Below are 18,342 nucleotides of genomic sequence, written 5' to 3'. Positions count from 1 at the left end.
GTAGAAAGGATAGCAATGCGACACGTCTTTATTATCGGTAGCAGAGGTTTGCCTGCCACTTATGGTGGCTTTGAGACCTTTGTTTCCGAACTGGTCAAACATCAGCAGTCGACAGACCTCAAATACCATGTCGCCTGTTTGACCGATGGAGAGCCTTATCAGCATTTTGACTATGCTGGGGCAGATTGCTTTACCATAAATCCGCCTAAATTAGGCCCTGCTCGGGTCCTTGCTTATGATATGCTGGCCATTCGGTATGCTCTTAAATTGGTCAAGGAACAGGCTATGGAAGCTCCGATCTTTTACCTTTTGGGTAATACTATCGGAGGGATGATTGCACCCTTTGCTAAGCAGATGCGAGCGGTTGGTGGCCTATTTTTCATCAACCCAGATGGACTCGAGTGGAAGCGGTCTAAGTGGTCTAAGCCTGTTCAGTGCTATTTAAAGTACGCTGAGAAGCTGATGACCAAACATGCCGATTTGGTGATTGCGGATAATCGAGGCATTGAGGCCTACCTGAAGCAAATCTACCCATGGAGTCAGACGACATTCCTGGCTTATGGCACCGATTTAGCCCTGTCTGAGTTGACAGAAGATAGGCCTGCTGTTCGAGACTTTTACCAAAGGTTTGAGACGCAGGAAAAGGACTATTACCTGATTTTGGGACGCTTTGTTCCTGAAAATAACTACGAGACCAGTATTCGTGAGTTTATGGCCTCATCAACTAAACGTAAACTATTAATCATCGCTAACTACGAAGGAAGTGCCTACTGGCAGACCTTGGCGGAGAGGACTGGCTTCAAGAAAGATCCCAGAGTTAACTTTGTGGGGACGCTCTACGATCAGGAGCTGCTGAAGTATATCCGCCAGAATGCTTTTGCCTATATTCATGGCCATGAAGTTGGCGGAACCAATCCAAGTCTTTTAGAATCCTTGGCCCAGACGGATTTGAATCTGGTGCTGGATGTCAGTTTTAACCGTCAGGTAGCTCTGGATACAGCCCACTATTGGACCAAGGCACCGGGCAGCTTATCTCGCTTGATCGACACGTTAGATAATCAGACAGACTTTAAAGCTTTAGGGCAAAGGGCTAGGGCTCATATGTCCAATCACTATACTTGGGAAGCCATCGTGGCCGCCTACGAGGAGTTGTTTTTATCGTGAAAGTCCACATTCTTATGTCTACCTATAATGGAGAACGGTTTTTGGCCCAACAACTGGACAGCATTATAGCCCAGACTTACACAGACTGGCGCCTTTTGATTCGCGATGATGGGTCATCGGATGGAACAAGGGGAATCATTGCAGACTATGTGGCCAAGGATGAGCGGATATGCTGGGTGGACCAGGATTCGCAAGAAAATCTAGGCGTTATCAAGAGCTTTCATCGGTTGGTCAAGCTAGAAGATGCAGATGTCTATCTCTTTAGCGATCAAGATGATGTCTGGTTATCAGATAAGGTGGCTAGTCAGCTGGAGCTGGCTCAGCGGTATCCTGTGGAGGAGCCTCTTCTGGTTTACATGGACCTCAAAGTGGTAGATGACTCCCTCCATGTTTTGGAAGAAAGTATGATTAAGCGGCAGTCTCACCATGCCAATACTAGCTTAGAGGCCATCTTGATTGAAAATACAGTGACTGGCGGTGTCACTTTGATCAACCATGCTCTGGCTCAGCGCTGGACTAGGACGGATGGTCTCATCATGCATGACTGGTATCTGGCTATTTTAGCGGCCAGCCTTGGCCATCTGGTTTACCTGGATCAGCCCGGCGAGCTCTATCGCCAGCATAGCCAAAACGTGGTTGGTGCAAGAACTCAGGACAAACGCTTTAAGCTCTTTCGTGAGGGGCCAAGAACCGTATACCAGCGTTATTGGCGCCATATCCATGAGATTCAAGACCAAGCAAGGACTGTTTTGGCAGAAGTAGGCGACCGTCTTTCGCCAGACCAACATGCCATTCTAACGAATTGGATTTCCATTGACCAGCAACCCCTAAGCGAACGCTACCGTCGCCTTAAAACTTACGGCTACCGAAAGAACAAGAGGTTGCATCAGCTGGTCTTTACGAGCCTTATTTTAAGTAAAATCTATCATCAATAGTCTCTATTGATTTTTAGGAGAATTCATGAATTTATTCAGTAAAACGAACCGAATCTTGTTAAAAGAACTCATCAAGACAGATTTTAAGTTGCGCTACCAAGGAAGCTTTGTCGGCCATTTGTGGTCTATTTTACGTCCCTTGTTGCTTTTTACGGTTCAGTACTTTGTTTTTGTACGTTTTTTAAACCTTGGGCGTGATGTGCCCCATTTTCCAGTTGCCCTTTTACTAGGGATGGTCATGTGGACCTTTTTTCAAGAAGCCACATCAATGGGGCTGGTTTCGATTGTTAGTCGTGGGGACTTGCTGAGAAAGTTGAACTTTTCAAAGCAGATTATCGTTTTGTCTGCTGTTGCCAATGCCGCCATTAACTTTGGGATCAACGTTTTGGTGGTTATGGTCTTTGCGTTGATCAATGGGGTTTCTCTAAGTCTCAATTGGTTGTGGATACTTCCTTTATTTGCCGAATTAGCCCTCTTGGCATCCGGTTTGGCCTTCTTTTTATCCACGCTCTTTGTCAAATACCGTGATATTGGTCCAGTTTGGGAAGTCGTCATGCAGGCTGGAATGTACGCGACACCGATTATCTATTCAGTGTCCTATGTTCTGGATTTTAGCCCTAGGGCAGGAAAACTCCTTATGCTCAACCCCTTGGCTCAGATGATTCAGGATGCACGGTATCTCTTGGTCGATTCAGCTAATTTGACGACCTGGCAGGTGGTAGAGCAGCCGTATCTGATTTTGATTCCTTATCTCTTGCCAGTCTTGATTTTTGGAATTGGCTGGACCTTCTTTAACAAAAATGCGAAACGCTTTGCGGAGATTTTATAATGACCAGTAAACCAATCGCTGTTAGCGTCAAAAACGTTAGCAAGTATTTTAAATTGCCTACAGAAAGCACCCACAGTCTGAGGACCGCCTTGGTCAACCGTTTGAAAGGGATTAAGGGCTACAGAGAACAACATGTTCTCAGGGATATTAGTTTTGATGTGGAAGAAGGGGATTTCTTTGGGATTCTTGGGCGAAATGGCTCAGGAAAATCGACCCTTCTCAAAATCATTTCTCAGATCTATGTGCCAGAAAAGGGCTCTGTCACGGTTAAGGGAAAAATGGTTTCCTTCATTGAGCTTGGGGTAGGGTTTAACCCAGAGCTGACGGGCCGTGAAAATGTCTATCTCAATGGTGCCATGCTAGGTTTTACTAGCCAAGAAATTGATGCCATGTATGAGGATATCGTGGAGTTTGCAGAATTGCAGGACTTCATGAATCAAAAATTGAAAAACTACTCCAGCGGGATGCAGGTCCGCCTAGCCTTTTCCCTAGCCATCAAGGCCCAAGGGGATGTTTTGGTGCTAGATGAGGTGCTTGCAGTCGGTGACGAAGCCTTCCAGCGCAAGTGTAACGACTATTTCCTCGAACGAAAGGCCAGTGGCAAAACAACTATCCTTGTGACCCATGATATGGGTGCCGTCAAAAAGTATTGCAACAAAGCAATCTTAATTGAAGATGGCTTAATAAAAGCTCAAGGCGAACCTTTTGATGTAGCAAACCAGTATAGTTTGGATAATGTGACTGTTGAACGTGTAGCAGATGAACTTTCATCAGAAGGTGAGGCACATAAAATAGAAGTCATCACAGATTTCGAGGCGAAATTATTAACGCCGACAGTTGTCTCTCCAGATGATGAAATTGCCATCGAATTTTCATATACACTCTGCCAAGAAGCTATCAACACCCACATTGCTTTCTCTTTTGTGGATATTTCAACGGGAAATGGCTTATACAATGATAATTCATGGGATTTTTCACAAGAGGGTGCCGGAAGAAAGACCTTGCTTTATAAGTGTCGTCTGCCTTATTTCAATAATGTCAAATTACGCCTTCAAGCCTATATTCGTGATGAACACCAACAGGATCTAACGATTCTGACAATGCCTAAACCCCTAGTTTTTATCATTCAGCGTGAGATTGATGAGACGGATTTTTCACTAAAAGATTCCTCAACAGGGCTTTTGGTCCGTCAAGGGAAATGGGATGTTGAAGGCCATTCAGGATAAAATACATCATAGATAAGCTAGTAATCATTAAGGAAATGGTTTGGTATGAAAATATTATTTGTGTCGCCAGTAGGAGCATTTTTTAGTGGCGCAGAAGTCGCAATAACTAATCTGATGGCTTATTTGGCTAGTCGAGGTCATCGCGTTTATAATGTCATTCCTGACAATGGTGCCGGATCAGACCAGACCTATATTGATTTTATGGCGCAATCAGGGATTGAACTCTTTCAGTTGCCCTGCAAACATTGGTGGTGGCAGGAAGCTCATCTTGTTGAAGACTACGAAAAACCTTCTATTTTTGCTTATCAGCATCAGAATATTACCCAAGTTAGAGAGATTATTCAATCTGAGTCAATTGACCTAGTCATTTCAAATACGATCAATGTCTTTCAAGGGGCCTTTGCAGCTGCTTTAGAAGGAGTTCCTCACCATGTGATTATCCATGAGTTTCCTTATGGAGAGTTTGGGTATTATAAAGAAAAAATTCCCTTGATAGAGGCTTTGGCAGATAAGGTTTTTGCAGTGACAGGTGAACTATTTGAAGATCTATCTCAGTATTTTTCTAGCGAAAAGCTTCTGCCGTTTATTCCTTATTCGCATATGGAGACGATTGAATTAATTGAATCGGACACGCACCGTCTTGTATCTATTGGTGGGATTAACCCGCGTAAGAACCAACTGGAATTGATTCAGGCTTATAAGGAGCTTCAAGATAAGTCCCTTGAGTTGGTGTTTATTGGTAATTGGGACCAGAGCTACAAGAAAATATTGGATGCCTATATTGAAGAAAACGGTCTTGATCGCATTCGTTTCTTGGGTTATCAGGAAAATCCTTGGCAATTATTGACGAACAAAGATCTCCTTGTTTTACCGTCTCATCAAGAAACTTTTGGGTTAGTCTATGTGGAGGCTGTTCTTAATGGTTTACCAATTATTGTATCTAATAATTTGGGGCACCAAACTGTCTATCAATTACTAAAGGCTGGACAGCTTTATCAACTCGGCAATAAAAATCAACTTGCGCATACAATTCAGGAATTTTTGGATTCCTTTAGAGAAAAAGTGAAGTTCGCTAGGAATTATCGGGAAGATGCCCGTGAATTATACACCCTCAATAAGACCTGTGATGTCTTCGTCCAGGCTATCGAAGGTCCGCTTCCCTACACTTCAAAACCTTTTGTGACAGGTTTGGCTAGCCTTCTGGGATGGCAGGTAGAGCCGGAGTTGTTAGACCATATAGCAGCTCAAGAGATTAGAGTTTACCATAGCAATGTGACTCCCTATTACCAGATTGACACCTACCCCTACCGTAAAGAGGATGTCATTGACATTCTGGTGGGAGAAGCAGATTATATCAGGATTGATTTTCCTGAGGGGCTTTACCAGATTGCAATGTATCCAGATAACCTTGCTTTATCTCTGATACCTGTCCATAGTACAGCCATTGCTACGGAAAGTGGGTATCTGTTTCTGACAGAGGATAACCAAGTCGTGTATGATACTTCGACCTTGCATGGTTCAGCTTTGCATTTTCACTACGCACAAGTTCCCTTGAAGACCTTTGACGAAGAGTTAAAACAGCTTATCCAAGACAAGCAGCGCCTCAAAGCTCAGCTAATTGAGGCAAACAATGATCTTCAATCCCTCATCTCTTCCCGTCGTTGGAGATACACGACGAAGCTTATTAATTTATTGAGGAGAAAGAAATGAAGCGTTTATTGCTTTATATTCATTTTAATAAATACCACGACATCAGTGAGCATGTACTGTACCAATTGGAGCAGTTGCGGCCGCTTTTTGAGCATGTCTTGGTGATTTCAAATAGCCCTCTTTCTCTAGATAATCAGTCCCGACTTTTGGAAGCTCACTTGGCAGATGATTTTTTGCAACGAGAGAATTCGGGCTATGATTTTGCAGCTTGGCGTGATGGAATGAAGCGCGTGGGATTTGAACGGTTGCAAGATTATGATAGCGTGACTATCATGAATGATACCTGTTTTGGTCCGCTTTATGATTTGTCAAGTACCTACCAACGCTTTGAAACTAATGAGGCAGTCGATTTCTGGGGCATGACGAATTTTCGGGAGACAGAGCGGTTTAAGGAGCATATCCAGAGCTATTTTATGTCCTTTTCGCGTAAGGTTGTGCGGTCGGAGGTCTTTCAGGTATTTTGGCAGTCTGTTCAAGACTTCACGGATGTCCAAGATGTCATTGATCACTATGAGACAAGGGTGACAACAGTGCTCTTAGATAGTGGGTTTAAGTATGGAGCGGTCTTTGATACGACTCAAGAAGATGTCACCGGTATGCTTCATCCTGATTTTTCCTACTACCATCCTACGGCTATTCTTCACAAGCGAGTGCCCTTCATCAAGGTCAAAACGGTTGATGCCAATCAACACATTATGCCTTACATTTTGTCAGCGATTGAGCGGGAAACAGCCTACCCTGTTGACCTGATCGTCAGGCATATGTCTATGATCGGTCATCCGGATAGTAAATATCTTCTGGCTAGAAAGTATTTACAGCCTAGAGCCATCACACAGCCCATTTTAGGACGAGTGGCTGTCCATCTGCATGTCTTTTACACAGATCTTCTGGAAGAGTTTTTAAGGGCTTTTGAAAGTTTTGCATTCGCTTATGATTTATGGATTACAACAGATAATCAGGCGAAACAAGTAGACATTGAAGCTATACTAGCCGACTATGGTCGGTCTGCCCAGATTCGTTTGACAGGCAATATCGGTCGAGATGTCCTACCGATGTTAAGGTTAAAAAAAGAGTTGGAGACCTATGATTACGTAGGACATTTTCACACCAAAAAATCCAAAGAAGCTGATTTTTGGGCAGGAGAGTCTTGGCGGACAGAGTTGATAGACATGTTAATCAAGCCTGCTAATAACATCCTACAAACTTTGGAGCAGGAGCCGGAGTTAGGGATTGTTATCGCAGATATCCCAAGTTTTTTTAGATACAATAAGATTGTAGACGCCTGGAATGAGCATAACATTGCGCCGGAGATGAATCGTCTTTGGAAAGAAATGGGTTGCCAGAAAGAAATTGACTTTCAAGCCATGCATACCTTTGTCATGAGCTATGGGACATTTGTCTGGTTCAAATATGATGCGTTAAGGCCCTTGTTTGATTTGGAACTGAAGGAAGCAGATGTTCCTGCTGAGCCTCTGCCACAAAATTCCGTTCTTCATGCGATTGAACGCTTGCTGGTTTATATCGCTTGGGACCGTCAGTATGATTTTAGGATAGCCAAAAACCCGATCGAACTGACCCCTTTTATTGACAACAAATTACTGAATGAACGCGACGATATTCCGCGAACGTCTATCAATTTTGACCATATCGGTGGCCTGCGTGGCGCCCTAAAATACATTATCGTCGGACCGACCTTAGCGGTTAAGTATATTATTCGTCGCTTGATACAAAAATTAAAAAGATGAAAGATTACGTAAAGAACTTAAAAAACTTTAAAGAGTTAATCCTAGCCCTTCGGGCAAATTTAAGCCTCCTATTTTACCCATTAGTTGCCCTGTCAACCTTTGGGTTGAACCTTGTTCTCATGGCCCATCATTTGGTGCAGGATCAAGCTTTTAAGCTACCGCTCTTTTGGCAACAGGTGGGTTGGGGAATCTATAGTCTAACGCTTTTTGTTCTAGTGGTTCAATTATCCAAATTTATTGTTCCAAAGGATGTTTTGAAAGTAGGAATTGGCTATCTGATCTATTTGGTCTCCTCTTATTTTCTCCTCGTGACACGAAATATCAATAATCCCGACTTTAAGTGGGAAGCTTGGAGCAAGAATGGGTTTTATGAGACAAATTTTCTACCGACACTTAGCCTCATAGTGTTACTGGCTTTTCTTGTTAAATATGCCTTCAGGGCTCTGGGGCTCCACCGGAAAAGCCAGCGTTACCTACCTGAATATGAATCCAATCACTTTATCTTAGCTTGTCTAATTGGTTCCATAGCCCTTCACGATAGTCAGTTATTAGGTCAGATTCGAGACAACTTGGCACCATTTTTAAATGCACAACAATTCCCCTCTTTTGTGCTTCTTTTAGCTATTTTGGTCTTTATGTGCTTGTTGGCTTTTGTGGTTTTGGCTAATGCCTGCCTTAACGGCCTGCGAGATTTGAAGCATAACCGACCAAGTGTCAATTTGGTTATTGCGACTAGTGCCCTCTTTGCTTTGGTTTTCAATTATACCTTGCAACTAGGGGTTCAGGAAAAAGTAGACCTACTCGGCTATTATCTGTTTCCTGGTGCTAGCCTCTTTCAGCTGATTATCCTATTCCTTTTAGCAGTGGTGGTTTACTCCATCATCAACCAATATTTCTCTGCTTCCATTTTAATCTTAGGACTAGGAACAGTCCTCTCCATTGCGAACAGTATCAAAATGGCCATGCGTAACGAGCCATTATTGATTACCGATTTTGTTTGGTTGAAGGAACTTCACTTGGTCATGAGTTTTGTAGACAAAAATTTGTTCTACTACTTAGTCTCTCTTTTATTGCTTGTAGCTGCCTTAGCTTATTTGCTAAGAAAGCGTCTTGTTCCTGGCAAAATATATAGCACATGGCAAAAGCAATTAGCAATAGTTTTCTCAGTTTCTATGGTTTTTATAGGAGTTTTCTACATTTTTCAGTCAGAAAAAGATAAAAACATCCAGGAAGGTATCCCAATTCTCTCGAAACTAAATAATGGCATCCATATTGATTATCTAGGTTTTGCTACAAATGCAAGATATAAATCCTTGATGTATATTTGGGTAAAGCAGTTGACTAATCCTGTGATGGAAAAGCCTCATGATTATAGTTTTGAAGCAATTGCTAATTTAGCAGAAAGATACGAGATGGAGGCGGCTCAGATCAACCAAGAGCGAGAACAATCTATCTCTGAACAAACTGTGATTTATGTTCTTAGTGAGAGTCTATCTAATCCAAAAAGGGTACCAGGTGTAACTGTTTCGATGGATGTGTTAGAGAACATTAACCAAATTAAAGCAACAACAACTAGTGGTATCATGCAATCTGATGGCTATGGTGGTGGAACGGCCAATATGGAGTTTCAAAGTTTAACTGGCTTGCCATTTTATAATTTTTCGCCAACTGTTTCGACACTTTACTCGGAAGTGGTTCCTAAAATGAGCGTCTTTCCATCGATTAGCGATGCCTTTGAAGGCGATAACCGTTACGTCCTTCACCCTTCAGGGGCAAGTAACTATAACCGATATAACATTTATAGCAATTTAGGATTTGGAGAATTAGTTTTTTGGGAAGGCTCTAAAGATAAGTTTTCTAATATTCGAAAACAAGGCGTTAGTGTCAGCGATGAAACTGTTTATGATAACATCTTAGAACGCCTAAATGCAGATAAGAGCCAATTTTTCTCTGTTATCACTATGCAAAATCATGCCCCGTGGTCTGTTGGAAATCCAGAGGAAGTCGTTGCCCAAGGAGAAGGGTTTACAGAAAAAGAAAATGATACCTTAACAGAATATTCTCGTCTCCTTAGTCATACGGATCGTTCGACAAAGCAGTTTTTAGAGCGTTTGAGCGAAATTGATAAAAAAATTACTGTCGTTTTTTATGGGGATCACTTGCCTGGTTTTTACCCTGAACGCTTGTTTACTGAAAATCCGAATAGCCAGTATCAGACAGACTATTTTATCTGGAGCAATTGGAAAGAGGAGAAACGCGATTACCCTCTCCTTAATTCTAGCGATTTTACTGCAGCTTTATTGGACCACACCAATTCTAAAGTCTCTCCTTACTATGCCCTGCTGACAAGAGTGCTAGAAAAAGCGAGTATTAGCTCACCAGCTGATAATCCTGAACATGATCAGATTGCTCATGACCTAATGCTACTCCAATATGATATAACTGTAGGTAGAGGTTATATCAGAGATTATAAAAATTTTTTCTTACTCCCTAATGAAAAGAAATGAGGATAAAAAATGACAGAAAAGATTGCAGTATTATTGCCTGCCTATAATGAAGAAGTGACCATTCAAAAGGTTATTAGAGATTTTCAATATTATTTACCCCAAGCGGATATCTATGTCTATGATAATAACTCAAAGGATAAAACCAATCAGTTAGCTAGACAGGCAGGAGCGATTGTCCAATTTGAACCTAGACAGGGAAAAGGAAATGTAGTGCGTTCTATGTTTCGAGAGATAGATGCTGATTATTATATTATGGTTGATGCAGATGATACTTATCCAGCAGCAGAGGTTGAAAAATTATTGGAACCGTTACGTTCAGGGATGGCAGATATGACCATTGGTGACCGTCTTTCTAATGGTACATATGCCAAGGAAAATAAACGTGGTTTCCATGGCTTTGGAAATCATTTGGTAAAAACCTTAATCAATAAACTGTACAATGGCAACTACGAGGATATTATGACGGGGTATAGGGGCTTTAATCGTTTATTTGTTAAAACGTTCCCCGTCCTTTCACCTGGCTTTGAAATTGAGACTGAGCTGTCAATTCATTCATTGGACAAGCGGTTTAAGTTAGTTGAAGTACCGATTAATTATCAGGATCGCCCAGAAGGCAGTGAGTCAAAACTAAATACATTCTCAGATGGTTTTAAAGTTTTACGGATGATTTTTAATCTTTTTAAAGATTACAAGCCTCTTTTGTTCTTTAGCTTAGTGACCCTCATTTTCTTCCTGTTTGGATTGCTTTTTGGAATACCTGTTATCAGTGAGTTTGCCCAGACAGGCCTGATTGCAAAAATGCCTTCAGCAATATTAGCTACTGGTTTCATGATTTTAGCAGCCTTGTCCTTTATTGCTGGATTCATTCTGGATACTCTGGTTCGTCAGAACCGTATGCAGTACGAGTTAAAGGTTTACGACTATTATGAGAAAAATAAAAGCTAAAGTGTTGGATGTTGAATCATTTCTGCAGATGTTATCAAAGTTCTTACTAAAATGGCGCTATCTAATTGCTCTTCTTTTATTTATAATAGGTGTGTCTTTCGAATTACACGGGAGCTCGATCGGAAATTGGAACAATTTTGGTGTTTCCGAGATGGTTTCAGGAGAAAAAAATGTAACTTTTAATGATTTTTCTGGTTCTGATAGCGCTGACTGGATAGAGATTGCTAAAAACTGGGTTTCTATTCCTCCTCGAACTGACGGAACGGTAGTAGGTGTTCCACGAATGATTCGGACAGATGAGTGGTTAGTTCAAACGCCATATGCGATTTCGCAGGTATCAACAGGTAACCAATTCAATAATCCAACTTATGGACTTTCAGGGATGAATATGGTTCTTGCCTATAATTCTCCAGTTTTGGATATTTCAGTATTTGGGAAACCTTTTAATTGGGGGTTTCTCTTTCTAGGTGCTTCTAGAGGGTTGTCTTGGTATTGGTGTTTCAAATTATTAGGAATGTTGCTTTTATCATTTGAATTTGCCATGATTTTGACTAAGAAAAACCGATTTTTATCAGTGATTGGTAGTTTTTGGATAACTTTTACCCCCGCTATCCAATGGTGGTTTATGCAGCATTTGGGAGATATTGTTTTCTTTTCTCTAGCGATAATGGTAGGAACTCATCATTATTTTCTAACAAAGAGTAAATTATTCAAATGTCTTTTAGCAATAGGACTAAGTTCATCCATTATTGGGTTTGTGCTAGTCATCTATCCTGCTTTCCAAGTCCCCTTTGGCTACTTAATTGCTATCTTCTTCTTTATAGAATTTATTTCAGCCTTAAGAAATAGAAGGGTTTTAAGAAGTGATCTTATTATAATGAGTTTGACGCTTTTATCTGCGATGAGTATCGTAGGATGGACGCTTTATCGGAGTTTAGATGCCTTATCAGCTACCTTAAACACTGTTTATCCTGGTGGCAGAGTCTCTCTTGGGGGAGAATTAGAGATGTCCAGATTCTCTGATTTATTGCTTAATTTTATCCTTCCTTTCAAAATTCCGACATGGACAAATCAGGTAGAAGCAGCATCTTCTGTCAATTTACTTCCGTTCATAATTCCTCTATTACCTTTTGTGCTTCATAAGAAGGTTAAGCGAGAGCAAGTATTCGGTCTGTTCTTAACTGTTTATTGTCTGTTGTTGGCAGCTTTTGCGATTGTTGGGATTCCTGAGTTATTTGCTAAAGTAAGTTTATTTAGCTATGTGACTGGAGGAAGGGCATGGCAAGCCATGTCTGTTATGAGCGTCTTTGCTTCCTTATGGTTTATTGCTTTGGTTTGGGGGAGTTACGAACGGAGAGCCTTAAAGATTTCCAGCTTCATTGTTACAGCCGTAGTAGCTGTTTTGGGATTTTTATTTATAAAAAAAGCTGATTTCATAGGTTTTTTGGGCAAAAACTATCTATTATTATTTCTGATGCTCATTCTTTTTGCTGTATTGGCTGTTTTATTTAAAAAGAAAGTTATTTTTGGCTCTATCATGGCATTTTTGATTGCCCTTAGTGGTATGACAGTGAATCCTGTTGTAAAAGGTTTAGCTGTTATTGAGGATAAACAGTTAACGCGAGGCATTGATTCCCTAGTAAAAGAAAATCAAGAAGGCATTTGGCTTACAGAAAATAAAGCTTATAATTATCCTCAAATGTTTGGAGCAAAAACGATTAATAGTGTTAGGTTTTATCCTGACCTAGAATTGATGAAAATTTTAGACCCTCATGGAGATTTTGAATCAGAGTGGAATCGTTATGCCCATATGAATGTATCGGTGTCTCCGGATAAAACGCAGATTTCTGTGGGGGCAGCACCAGATGTTTTAGATATTAAGTTAAGTCTTGAGGATTTTGAGCGACTTGGGATTGATTACGTTTTGACGGATAGAGATTTGAACGCTTTATTTGGTTCATCGTTTAAAGAAATTTATCAGGATTCAGATTCGAATAAAATTTACGAATGGAATAGGTAAGAATAGAAAATAAAGGGGAGCTATATTGATAAGTTCAAGATTTAAACTAAAACGTCCTTATTTATTCTGGGGGCTACTGATCGTACTTGTTATCTATCGTATTGCCTTAATAGCAGGAAGTCCCTGGGCTTTATTTGCCACCTCAGGTTATGATGATATCATGCAGATGAAGCTAGGAGCCAGTATGGCAGCTTGGGAGTGGATGGGTGATAAATATTTCTATACCACTTTGGTTAAAAATATTGGGTTTCCCTTTTTCCTAGGTTTAAGTAAGTGGCTACATATCCCTTATGGAGTTTTGTATGGTATACTGATTACTGGTTCGTCCTATCTTTTCATAAGAGCGATTTCTCCTTTGGTTAGGAATAACAAGTTATTATTATTATTTTACGCTATCATTATTTTTATACCAATTAATCAAGATGCAGTCTATAGGGTTTATCGAAATGCCTTAGTGCCGTGGGTTTTCTTAATGGTTGTCTCTTGTATGCTTGCCTTATTTATCAGGCGTAACGATTCAATCTCCAAGCAGATAATATGGTCAATGGGGGCTGCTCTCTCTATTGCTATGTTCTGGACCTTGCGAGAAGATTCCGTTTGGATAATCCCTTTTGTGGTAGCAGTAAGTTTTACTATTATCCTTTGTCAGGTGATTGAAAACAGGCAAAGACTGCCTAGATTGTTAATACGGTGTTTGATCGCTGTTTTACCTTTCTCAGGGATTTTACTAATCCATAACATTGTGTCCACTATTAATTACCATCATTATGGCATCTATGCTATGAATGATAAAACTCAGACCTATTCTCCAAAGGTTATGAGTTTGTTGTATAAAATAGATGATGGTCAGACAACAGATCCCAATGTTTGGGCCTCTCGCAAGGCTTTTGAGATGGCCTTAGAGGCTAGTCCTACAATGAGGACAGAAGAAGATATTATCCTATCGGCTTATGGTCTATGGGCTGGAGGTGAGACTGATATTCGTGGAGATATTAGCCAGTGGGCGCTAAGGTATGCCTTGTCTGAAGTTGGATATTATAGGGATAATGCTCAAAAGACCAATGAATTTTATAAAAAAGTATACGAAGAATTATCGACTGCTTTTGAGACTGGAAAACTTACCAAAAAACCTGGTTTATATCTTTCCTCTCAAACGGGAGCTTTCCACTTGCGAGATATTTGGGAGTCAATCATCATGAGTTTGAAAGCATCCTGGAATATCTCTTTATATAGCCATACAGATTTAGAGAAGAAATATTTGGATTACCCAGATTTTACAGCTGGAGACATAGACTTCTTCGAAGATCTATTATCGACTGCTTTACCTAGAACAGAAAATCAGCTTAAAACACTAGGGTTTGATGGTTCTTATACGGATTACGATGAAGAACTTAGTTCTCTTGCTAATACTAACGTTATCAACAATCGTCGTATTTTGAGACAAAGAGAAAAAAACTATAGGAAGCAACAAAGAATTGTATCTATCTATAGATTTATATCCGTTATAGCTGTTCCCCTATCCTATTTGGGGTTTATCCTATTGCTAAAGGACTGTGTCTCTAGGAAGTGGAAACTATCAGAGGAGACTTTAACCATCCTTTTGACCATTCTAGGGTTGGCTTTAACAGGTTTTCTCAATATTTTTGTGGTTATTCTCTTTTCTCGCTGGATCACAACAGATCCCAACCATATTGTAATTGGATTTTATGCCTCATCTGCTTATTTATTGTTTGCGCTGGCTAATCTCTTTAGTTGTTGGATGGCTATAAAACTAGGTTATTCGAATATTTGCCTACTTTTAAAAGGCAATGTTAGTCCTGAAACAAGGGCAGTAGGGGAGAAGTATGAGAATTATTAAACACTTTATAAAGAGTGAGGTCTTTATCTATCTGTTTTTTGGGGTGCTAGCTACTCTTGTTTATACAGTGTCACGAACACTTCTCTTTACATTTTTAAGGGAAGCAACTGTGTCTGCTGTTCTAGCGAATGCTGTTGCGGTAATCTTTGCCTTTTTTACCAATGACCGTTTTGTCTTTAAGCAAAAACAGGTTGGCAGAGGACAACGATTTTTGAAATTTGTCGGAGCTAGACTTTTTACGCTTTTTCTTGATTTGGCACTGGCCTATCTCTTGGTTGAAAAATACCCTCAAATTATTGGTCAATTTGTTGGACAGCAGTTGGATTTAGTTAATCTGATTGAAACCTTGATTGCACAAGTTCTCATTATTTTATTGAACTATATTATTAGTAAGTGGTTTGTCTTTAAAAAGCCAGCAGAAGATTGATCATTTCAGGGAAGATATTCCAAAACTATAACTGGCTATAGAATTTTTTAAGAGAAGAAAAGGCTGACAATTCAGCCTTTTTAGTTTACAATAGGAGGTGATGAAAGAGACGATGATAAGTTTTAAGAATTTTTCTTTTCAATATGATGCTCAGGCTGAGCCAACCTTGAAAGCCATCGATTTGGAAATCTTGAAAGGCGAAAAGGTGTTAATAGCGGGACCTTCTGGTTCTGGAAAGTCGACACTTGGCCAGTTGCTGAATGGTATTATTCCTGCCATTCATCAAGGCACGATGTCTGGCGAGTTTTTGTTGGCAGGTAAGCCGGCCTTTGAACAGTCGGTCTATGACAAGTCGCAAGTGGTTTCGACCGTTTTACAGGATACGGATGGTCAGTTTATCGGTTTATCGGTCGCTGAGGATTTGGCCTTTGCCTTGGAAAATGACATGATCCAGCAATCTACTATGAAAGAACAGGTTGCTTCTTGGGCAGAACGATTGGAATTGCGGGACTTGCTAGGACACCGCCCCCAGGATTTATCTGGTGGCCAGAAGCAACGGGTCAGTCTGGGAGGGGTCTTGATTGATGAGAGTCCGATCCTGCTTCTTGATGAGCCATTGGCTAATCTGGACCCGAAAACTGGGCTGGATACTATTGCCTTGATTAAGCAGATGCATCAAGAAACGGGAGCGACCACCTTAGTGATTGAACACCGTTTAGAAGAAGTTCTAGCCCTGGAGTTGGATCGCATTGTCTTGATGGCAGATGGGTGTATTGTGTTCAATGGTGCCCCTAATCAGCTCCTAGCATCTAATTTGTTAGCTCAGCATGGGATTCGTGAGCCACTTTACTTGTCCGTTTTACGTGATTTGGCCTATCCAGTCTCTGATGACCAACCTTTAGACCGGCTCTCTGATCTGGACTTGTCCTTATTTGAAAAGCCTGCATTGGTAGCTAAAGCTCTGGATTTTGAACAAAGGGATGAGATTCTTTTAAGCGTGCGAGGAGCTACCTTTGGCTATGATGACCAGCTGATTTTGAAAGGGATTGACCTAGACATCAGAAAAGGCGAGCGTTTGGCGATTGTTGGTAAAAACGGTGCTGGCAAGTCTACTCTAGCTAAGGCACTTTGCCAATTCATCCAGGCAGATGGAGAAATGCTTTGGCGCGGACAGGATATTAGCCAAGATTCAATCAAGGAGCGGGCCGAAAAAATAGGCTATGTCCTACAAAATCCTAATCAGATGATCAGCCAGGCCCAGCTCTATGATGAGGTAGCCCTAGGCTTGCGCTTGCGTGGCTGGGAGGAGGCGCAGATAGAGGATAGGGTCTTTGAGGTGCTCAAGGTCTGCGGTCTCTATCCCATGCGGCACTGGCCGATTTCTGCCTTGTCCTTTGGGCAGAAGAAACGGGTGACGATTGCCTCCATTCTGGTCTTAGGGCCAGAAGTGATTCTGCTTGATGAGCCGACAGCTGGTCAGGACCAAGCTCATTACCAAGAGATGATGAGCTTCTTAGATCAGTTAGCTGAGGCTGGTCATACCATTGTCATGATCACTCATGATATGCAGTTGATGCTGGAGCATAGCGACCGCTGTCTGGTTGTTTTAGATGGTCAGGTGATTGCAGATCAGTCCCCCTTGTCGGTCCTATCAGATAAGGATTTAGTTGCTAAGGCCCATTTGCGAGAGACGAGTATTTTTGCCCTGGCTCAGCGTTTGGCGGTTGATCCGACTGCTTTGACGGCATTTTACAAGAAAAGGAGGGCGATTCATGGCGACTAATCACAATCTTCTTGGCTATCGACCAGGTGGCAGTGTCTTGTATCAACTGTCTGGTTCCAGTAAACTGCTCTTTTTTATCTTGGTATCTATCTCTGCCATGGTGACTTACGACACGCGCGTTTTGCTTTTGATTGCTTTTTTGGGGTTCTTGATTTTCCAGATGTCTGGCATTAAACTTCGTGAGGTTCGCTTTGTCTTACGTTTTATTGGCATTTTTGCCTTGCTTAATCTGGTGACCGTTTACCTTTTTAGTCCAGAATATGGGGTAACCCTCTACGGGACGCGTCAGGTGCTCTGGGAGGGATGGGGACGGTTTACGCTAACAGCGGAGCAACTTTTCTATTTGTGCAACTTGGGGATTAAGTATTTTTGCACAGTTCCTTTGGCGATTGTTTTTATGATGACGACTCATCCGAGTCAGTTGGCAGCAAGCCTTCACCAACTGGGGCTATCTTATAAGGTGGCTTATGCGGTAAGTTTGAGCTTGCGCTATATTCCAGATTTGCAGGAAGAATTTTTCCTGATCCGAAAAAGCCAAGAGGCACGTGGTTTGGAATTGTCTCAAAAGGCCACCTTGCGTCAACGCATCAAAGGCAATCTGCAGATTGTTCTGCCCTTGATTTTCAGCTCTTTAAATCGGATTGAGACTATTTCGACAGCCATGGAGCTGCGTCGTTTTGGGAAAAATAAGAGCAGAACTTGGTATATGAGTCAGTCCTGGTCTAGTTTGGATCAATTGGTTTTAGCTGTAGGTCTTTTGATCCTGGCACTGACAGTAGCACTGATGGTATACAATGGTAGTCGTTTTTACAATCCCTTTGTCTGATCAGTATTCAATAGTGGATCACGATAAGAACGACACTCCTAGTAGTCTGGGATAACTAAGCAGGTACAAATCCTTAAAAACACAGCTTGATCAGTTCCCTTAAGTAAGTGGGAACGATCAGGCTGTGTTTTTGTGAGCGTGACAATCGTTTATCGTTGATAAGACCAAACGAAAATCAAAATCTGGGTGATGTAGCGTCATCGATTAACTATTTTTTGACATATGCCAATCCCAAAATCGTTGAAGAAGCAGTGTATTCAGATGTTAAATTTTAATCAGGATTCATTTCTATTTAGGCAGTCTTACAATAGCGACAGAGCGCATAGAGTTGTTTTAGAACTAGTGGGACATTTAGTAAAATCAGAGA

Annotated in this window: 13 protein-coding genes; all 13 read left to right on the top strand. The window is 41.2% G+C overall.

Translation table 11 applies throughout. The features are described from left to right. Nucleotides 1-15: 15 nt before the first annotated feature. The 13 genes from cps2T to HF992_RS00585 all read left to right on the top strand — a co-directional run bounded on the left by cps2T (nucleotide 16) and on the right by HF992_RS00585 (nucleotide 17,975). Entirely contained in the window at nucleotides 16-1,164 is a 1,149-nt protein-coding gene (gene cps2T, locus HF992_RS00645; RefSeq protein WP_168548138.1) for a beta 1-4 rhamnosyltransferase Cps2T, read from the top strand. Next, nucleotides 1,161-2,099 carry a glycosyltransferase gene (locus HF992_RS00640; protein WP_168548137.1) on the top strand — a complete coding sequence of 313 codons (939 nt, stop codon included), beginning with the start codon at nucleotides 1,161-1,163 and terminating at the stop codon, nucleotides 2,097-2,099. The genes cps2T and HF992_RS00640 overlap by 4 nt, the downstream gene beginning before the upstream one ends. 25 nt (nucleotides 2,100-2,124) lie before the next feature. After that, the gene (locus HF992_RS00635) at nucleotides 2,125-2,928 is read left to right on the top strand and encodes an ABC transporter permease (RefSeq protein WP_168548136.1); all 804 of its coding nucleotides are present in this window, start codon (nucleotides 2,125-2,127) and stop codon (nucleotides 2,926-2,928) included. After that, entirely contained in the window at nucleotides 2,928-4,154 is a 1,227-nt protein-coding gene (locus tag HF992_RS00630) for an ABC transporter ATP-binding protein (protein WP_168548135.1), read from the top strand. Before HF992_RS00635 ends, HF992_RS00630 begins: the two co-directional genes overlap by 1 nt. 45 nt (nucleotides 4,155-4,199) lie before the next feature. Then, on the top strand, nucleotides 4,200-5,864 hold the full coding sequence (locus HF992_RS00625) for a glycosyltransferase family 4 protein (RefSeq protein WP_168548134.1): 1,665 nt from the start codon (nucleotides 4,200-4,202) through the stop codon (nucleotides 5,862-5,864). Next, a complete protein-coding gene (locus HF992_RS00620; RefSeq protein ID WP_168548133.1) occupies nucleotides 5,861-7,609 on the top strand; it encodes a rhamnan synthesis F family protein in 1,749 nt (582 codons plus the stop codon). Before HF992_RS00625 ends, HF992_RS00620 begins: the two co-directional genes overlap by 4 nt. Next, nucleotides 7,606-10,116 carry an LTA synthase family protein gene (locus HF992_RS00615; protein WP_168548132.1) on the top strand — a complete coding sequence of 837 codons (2,511 nt, stop codon included), beginning with the start codon at nucleotides 7,606-7,608 and terminating at the stop codon, nucleotides 10,114-10,116. Before HF992_RS00620 ends, HF992_RS00615 begins: the two co-directional genes overlap by 4 nt. Nucleotides 10,117-10,125: 9 nt before the next feature. Continuing rightward, the gene (locus HF992_RS00610; RefSeq protein ID WP_168548131.1) at nucleotides 10,126-11,061 is read left to right on the top strand and encodes a glycosyltransferase family 2 protein; all 936 of its coding nucleotides are present in this window, start codon (nucleotides 10,126-10,128) and stop codon (nucleotides 11,059-11,061) included. Beyond that, the gene (locus HF992_RS00605; RefSeq protein ID WP_246201192.1) at nucleotides 11,042-13,081 is read left to right on the top strand and encodes a DUF7657 domain-containing protein; all 2,040 of its coding nucleotides are present in this window, start codon (nucleotides 11,042-11,044) and stop codon (nucleotides 13,079-13,081) included. Before HF992_RS00610 ends, HF992_RS00605 begins: the two co-directional genes overlap by 20 nt. A 25-nt stretch (nucleotides 13,082-13,106) precedes the next feature. Then, complete coding sequence (locus tag HF992_RS00600; protein ID WP_168548130.1) at nucleotides 13,107-14,939, top strand: hypothetical protein; 1,833 nt, start codon at nucleotides 13,107-13,109, stop codon at nucleotides 14,937-14,939. Then, nucleotides 14,926-15,366, top strand: coding sequence for a GtrA family protein (locus tag HF992_RS00595; protein WP_168548129.1), 441 nt, complete (start codon nucleotides 14,926-14,928; stop codon nucleotides 15,364-15,366). The genes HF992_RS00600 and HF992_RS00595 overlap by 14 nt, the downstream gene beginning before the upstream one ends. Nucleotides 15,367-15,466: 100 nt before the next feature. Then, the gene (locus HF992_RS00590; protein ID WP_168548128.1) at nucleotides 15,467-17,149 is read left to right on the top strand and encodes an ABC transporter ATP-binding protein; all 1,683 of its coding nucleotides are present in this window, start codon (nucleotides 15,467-15,469) and stop codon (nucleotides 17,147-17,149) included. Then, nucleotides 17,139-17,975, top strand: a complete 837-nt coding sequence (locus HF992_RS00585; RefSeq protein ID WP_168548127.1) for an energy-coupling factor transporter transmembrane component T family protein — start codon at nucleotides 17,139-17,141, stop codon at nucleotides 17,973-17,975. The genes HF992_RS00590 and HF992_RS00585 overlap by 11 nt, the downstream gene beginning before the upstream one ends. The last annotated feature ends 367 nt before the right edge of the window (nucleotides 17,976-18,342 follow it).

The organism is Streptococcus ovuberis, from assembly GCF_012396585.1.
In the GTDB taxonomy this organism is placed as follows: Bacteria; Bacillota; Bacilli; order Lactobacillales; family Streptococcaceae; genus Streptococcus; species Streptococcus ovuberis.
Note: the sequence above shows the minus strand (reverse complement) of the source record. Positions and strands in the feature narration are given on the sequence as shown.

Coding starts and splice junctions, on each gene's coding strand:
- cps2T (WP_168548138.1), top strand. CDS start 16: ATGCGACACGTCTTTATTATCGGTAGCAGAGGTTTGCCTGCCACTTAT.
- HF992_RS00635 (WP_168548136.1), top strand. CDS start 2,125: ATGAATTTATTCAGTAAAACGAACCGAATCTTGTTAAAAGAACTCATC.
- HF992_RS00630 (WP_168548135.1), top strand. CDS start 2,928: ATGACCAGTAAACCAATCGCTGTTAGCGTCAAAAACGTTAGCAAGTAT.
- HF992_RS00625 (WP_168548134.1), top strand. CDS start 4,200: ATGAAAATATTATTTGTGTCGCCAGTAGGAGCATTTTTTAGTGGCGCA.
- HF992_RS00620 (WP_168548133.1), top strand. CDS start 5,861: ATGAAGCGTTTATTGCTTTATATTCATTTTAATAAATACCACGACATC.
- HF992_RS00615 (WP_168548132.1), top strand. CDS start 7,606: ATGAAAGATTACGTAAAGAACTTAAAAAACTTTAAAGAGTTAATCCTA.
- HF992_RS00610 (WP_168548131.1), top strand. CDS start 10,126: ATGACAGAAAAGATTGCAGTATTATTGCCTGCCTATAATGAAGAAGTG.
- HF992_RS00605 (WP_246201192.1), top strand. CDS start 11,042: ATGAGAAAAATAAAAGCTAAAGTGTTGGATGTTGAATCATTTCTGCAG.
- HF992_RS00595 (WP_168548129.1), top strand. CDS start 14,926: ATGAGAATTATTAAACACTTTATAAAGAGTGAGGTCTTTATCTATCTG.
- HF992_RS00590 (WP_168548128.1), top strand. CDS start 15,467: ATGAAAGAGACGATGATAAGTTTTAAGAATTTTTCTTTTCAATATGAT.
- HF992_RS00585 (WP_168548127.1), top strand. CDS start 17,139: ATGGCGACTAATCACAATCTTCTTGGCTATCGACCAGGTGGCAGTGTC.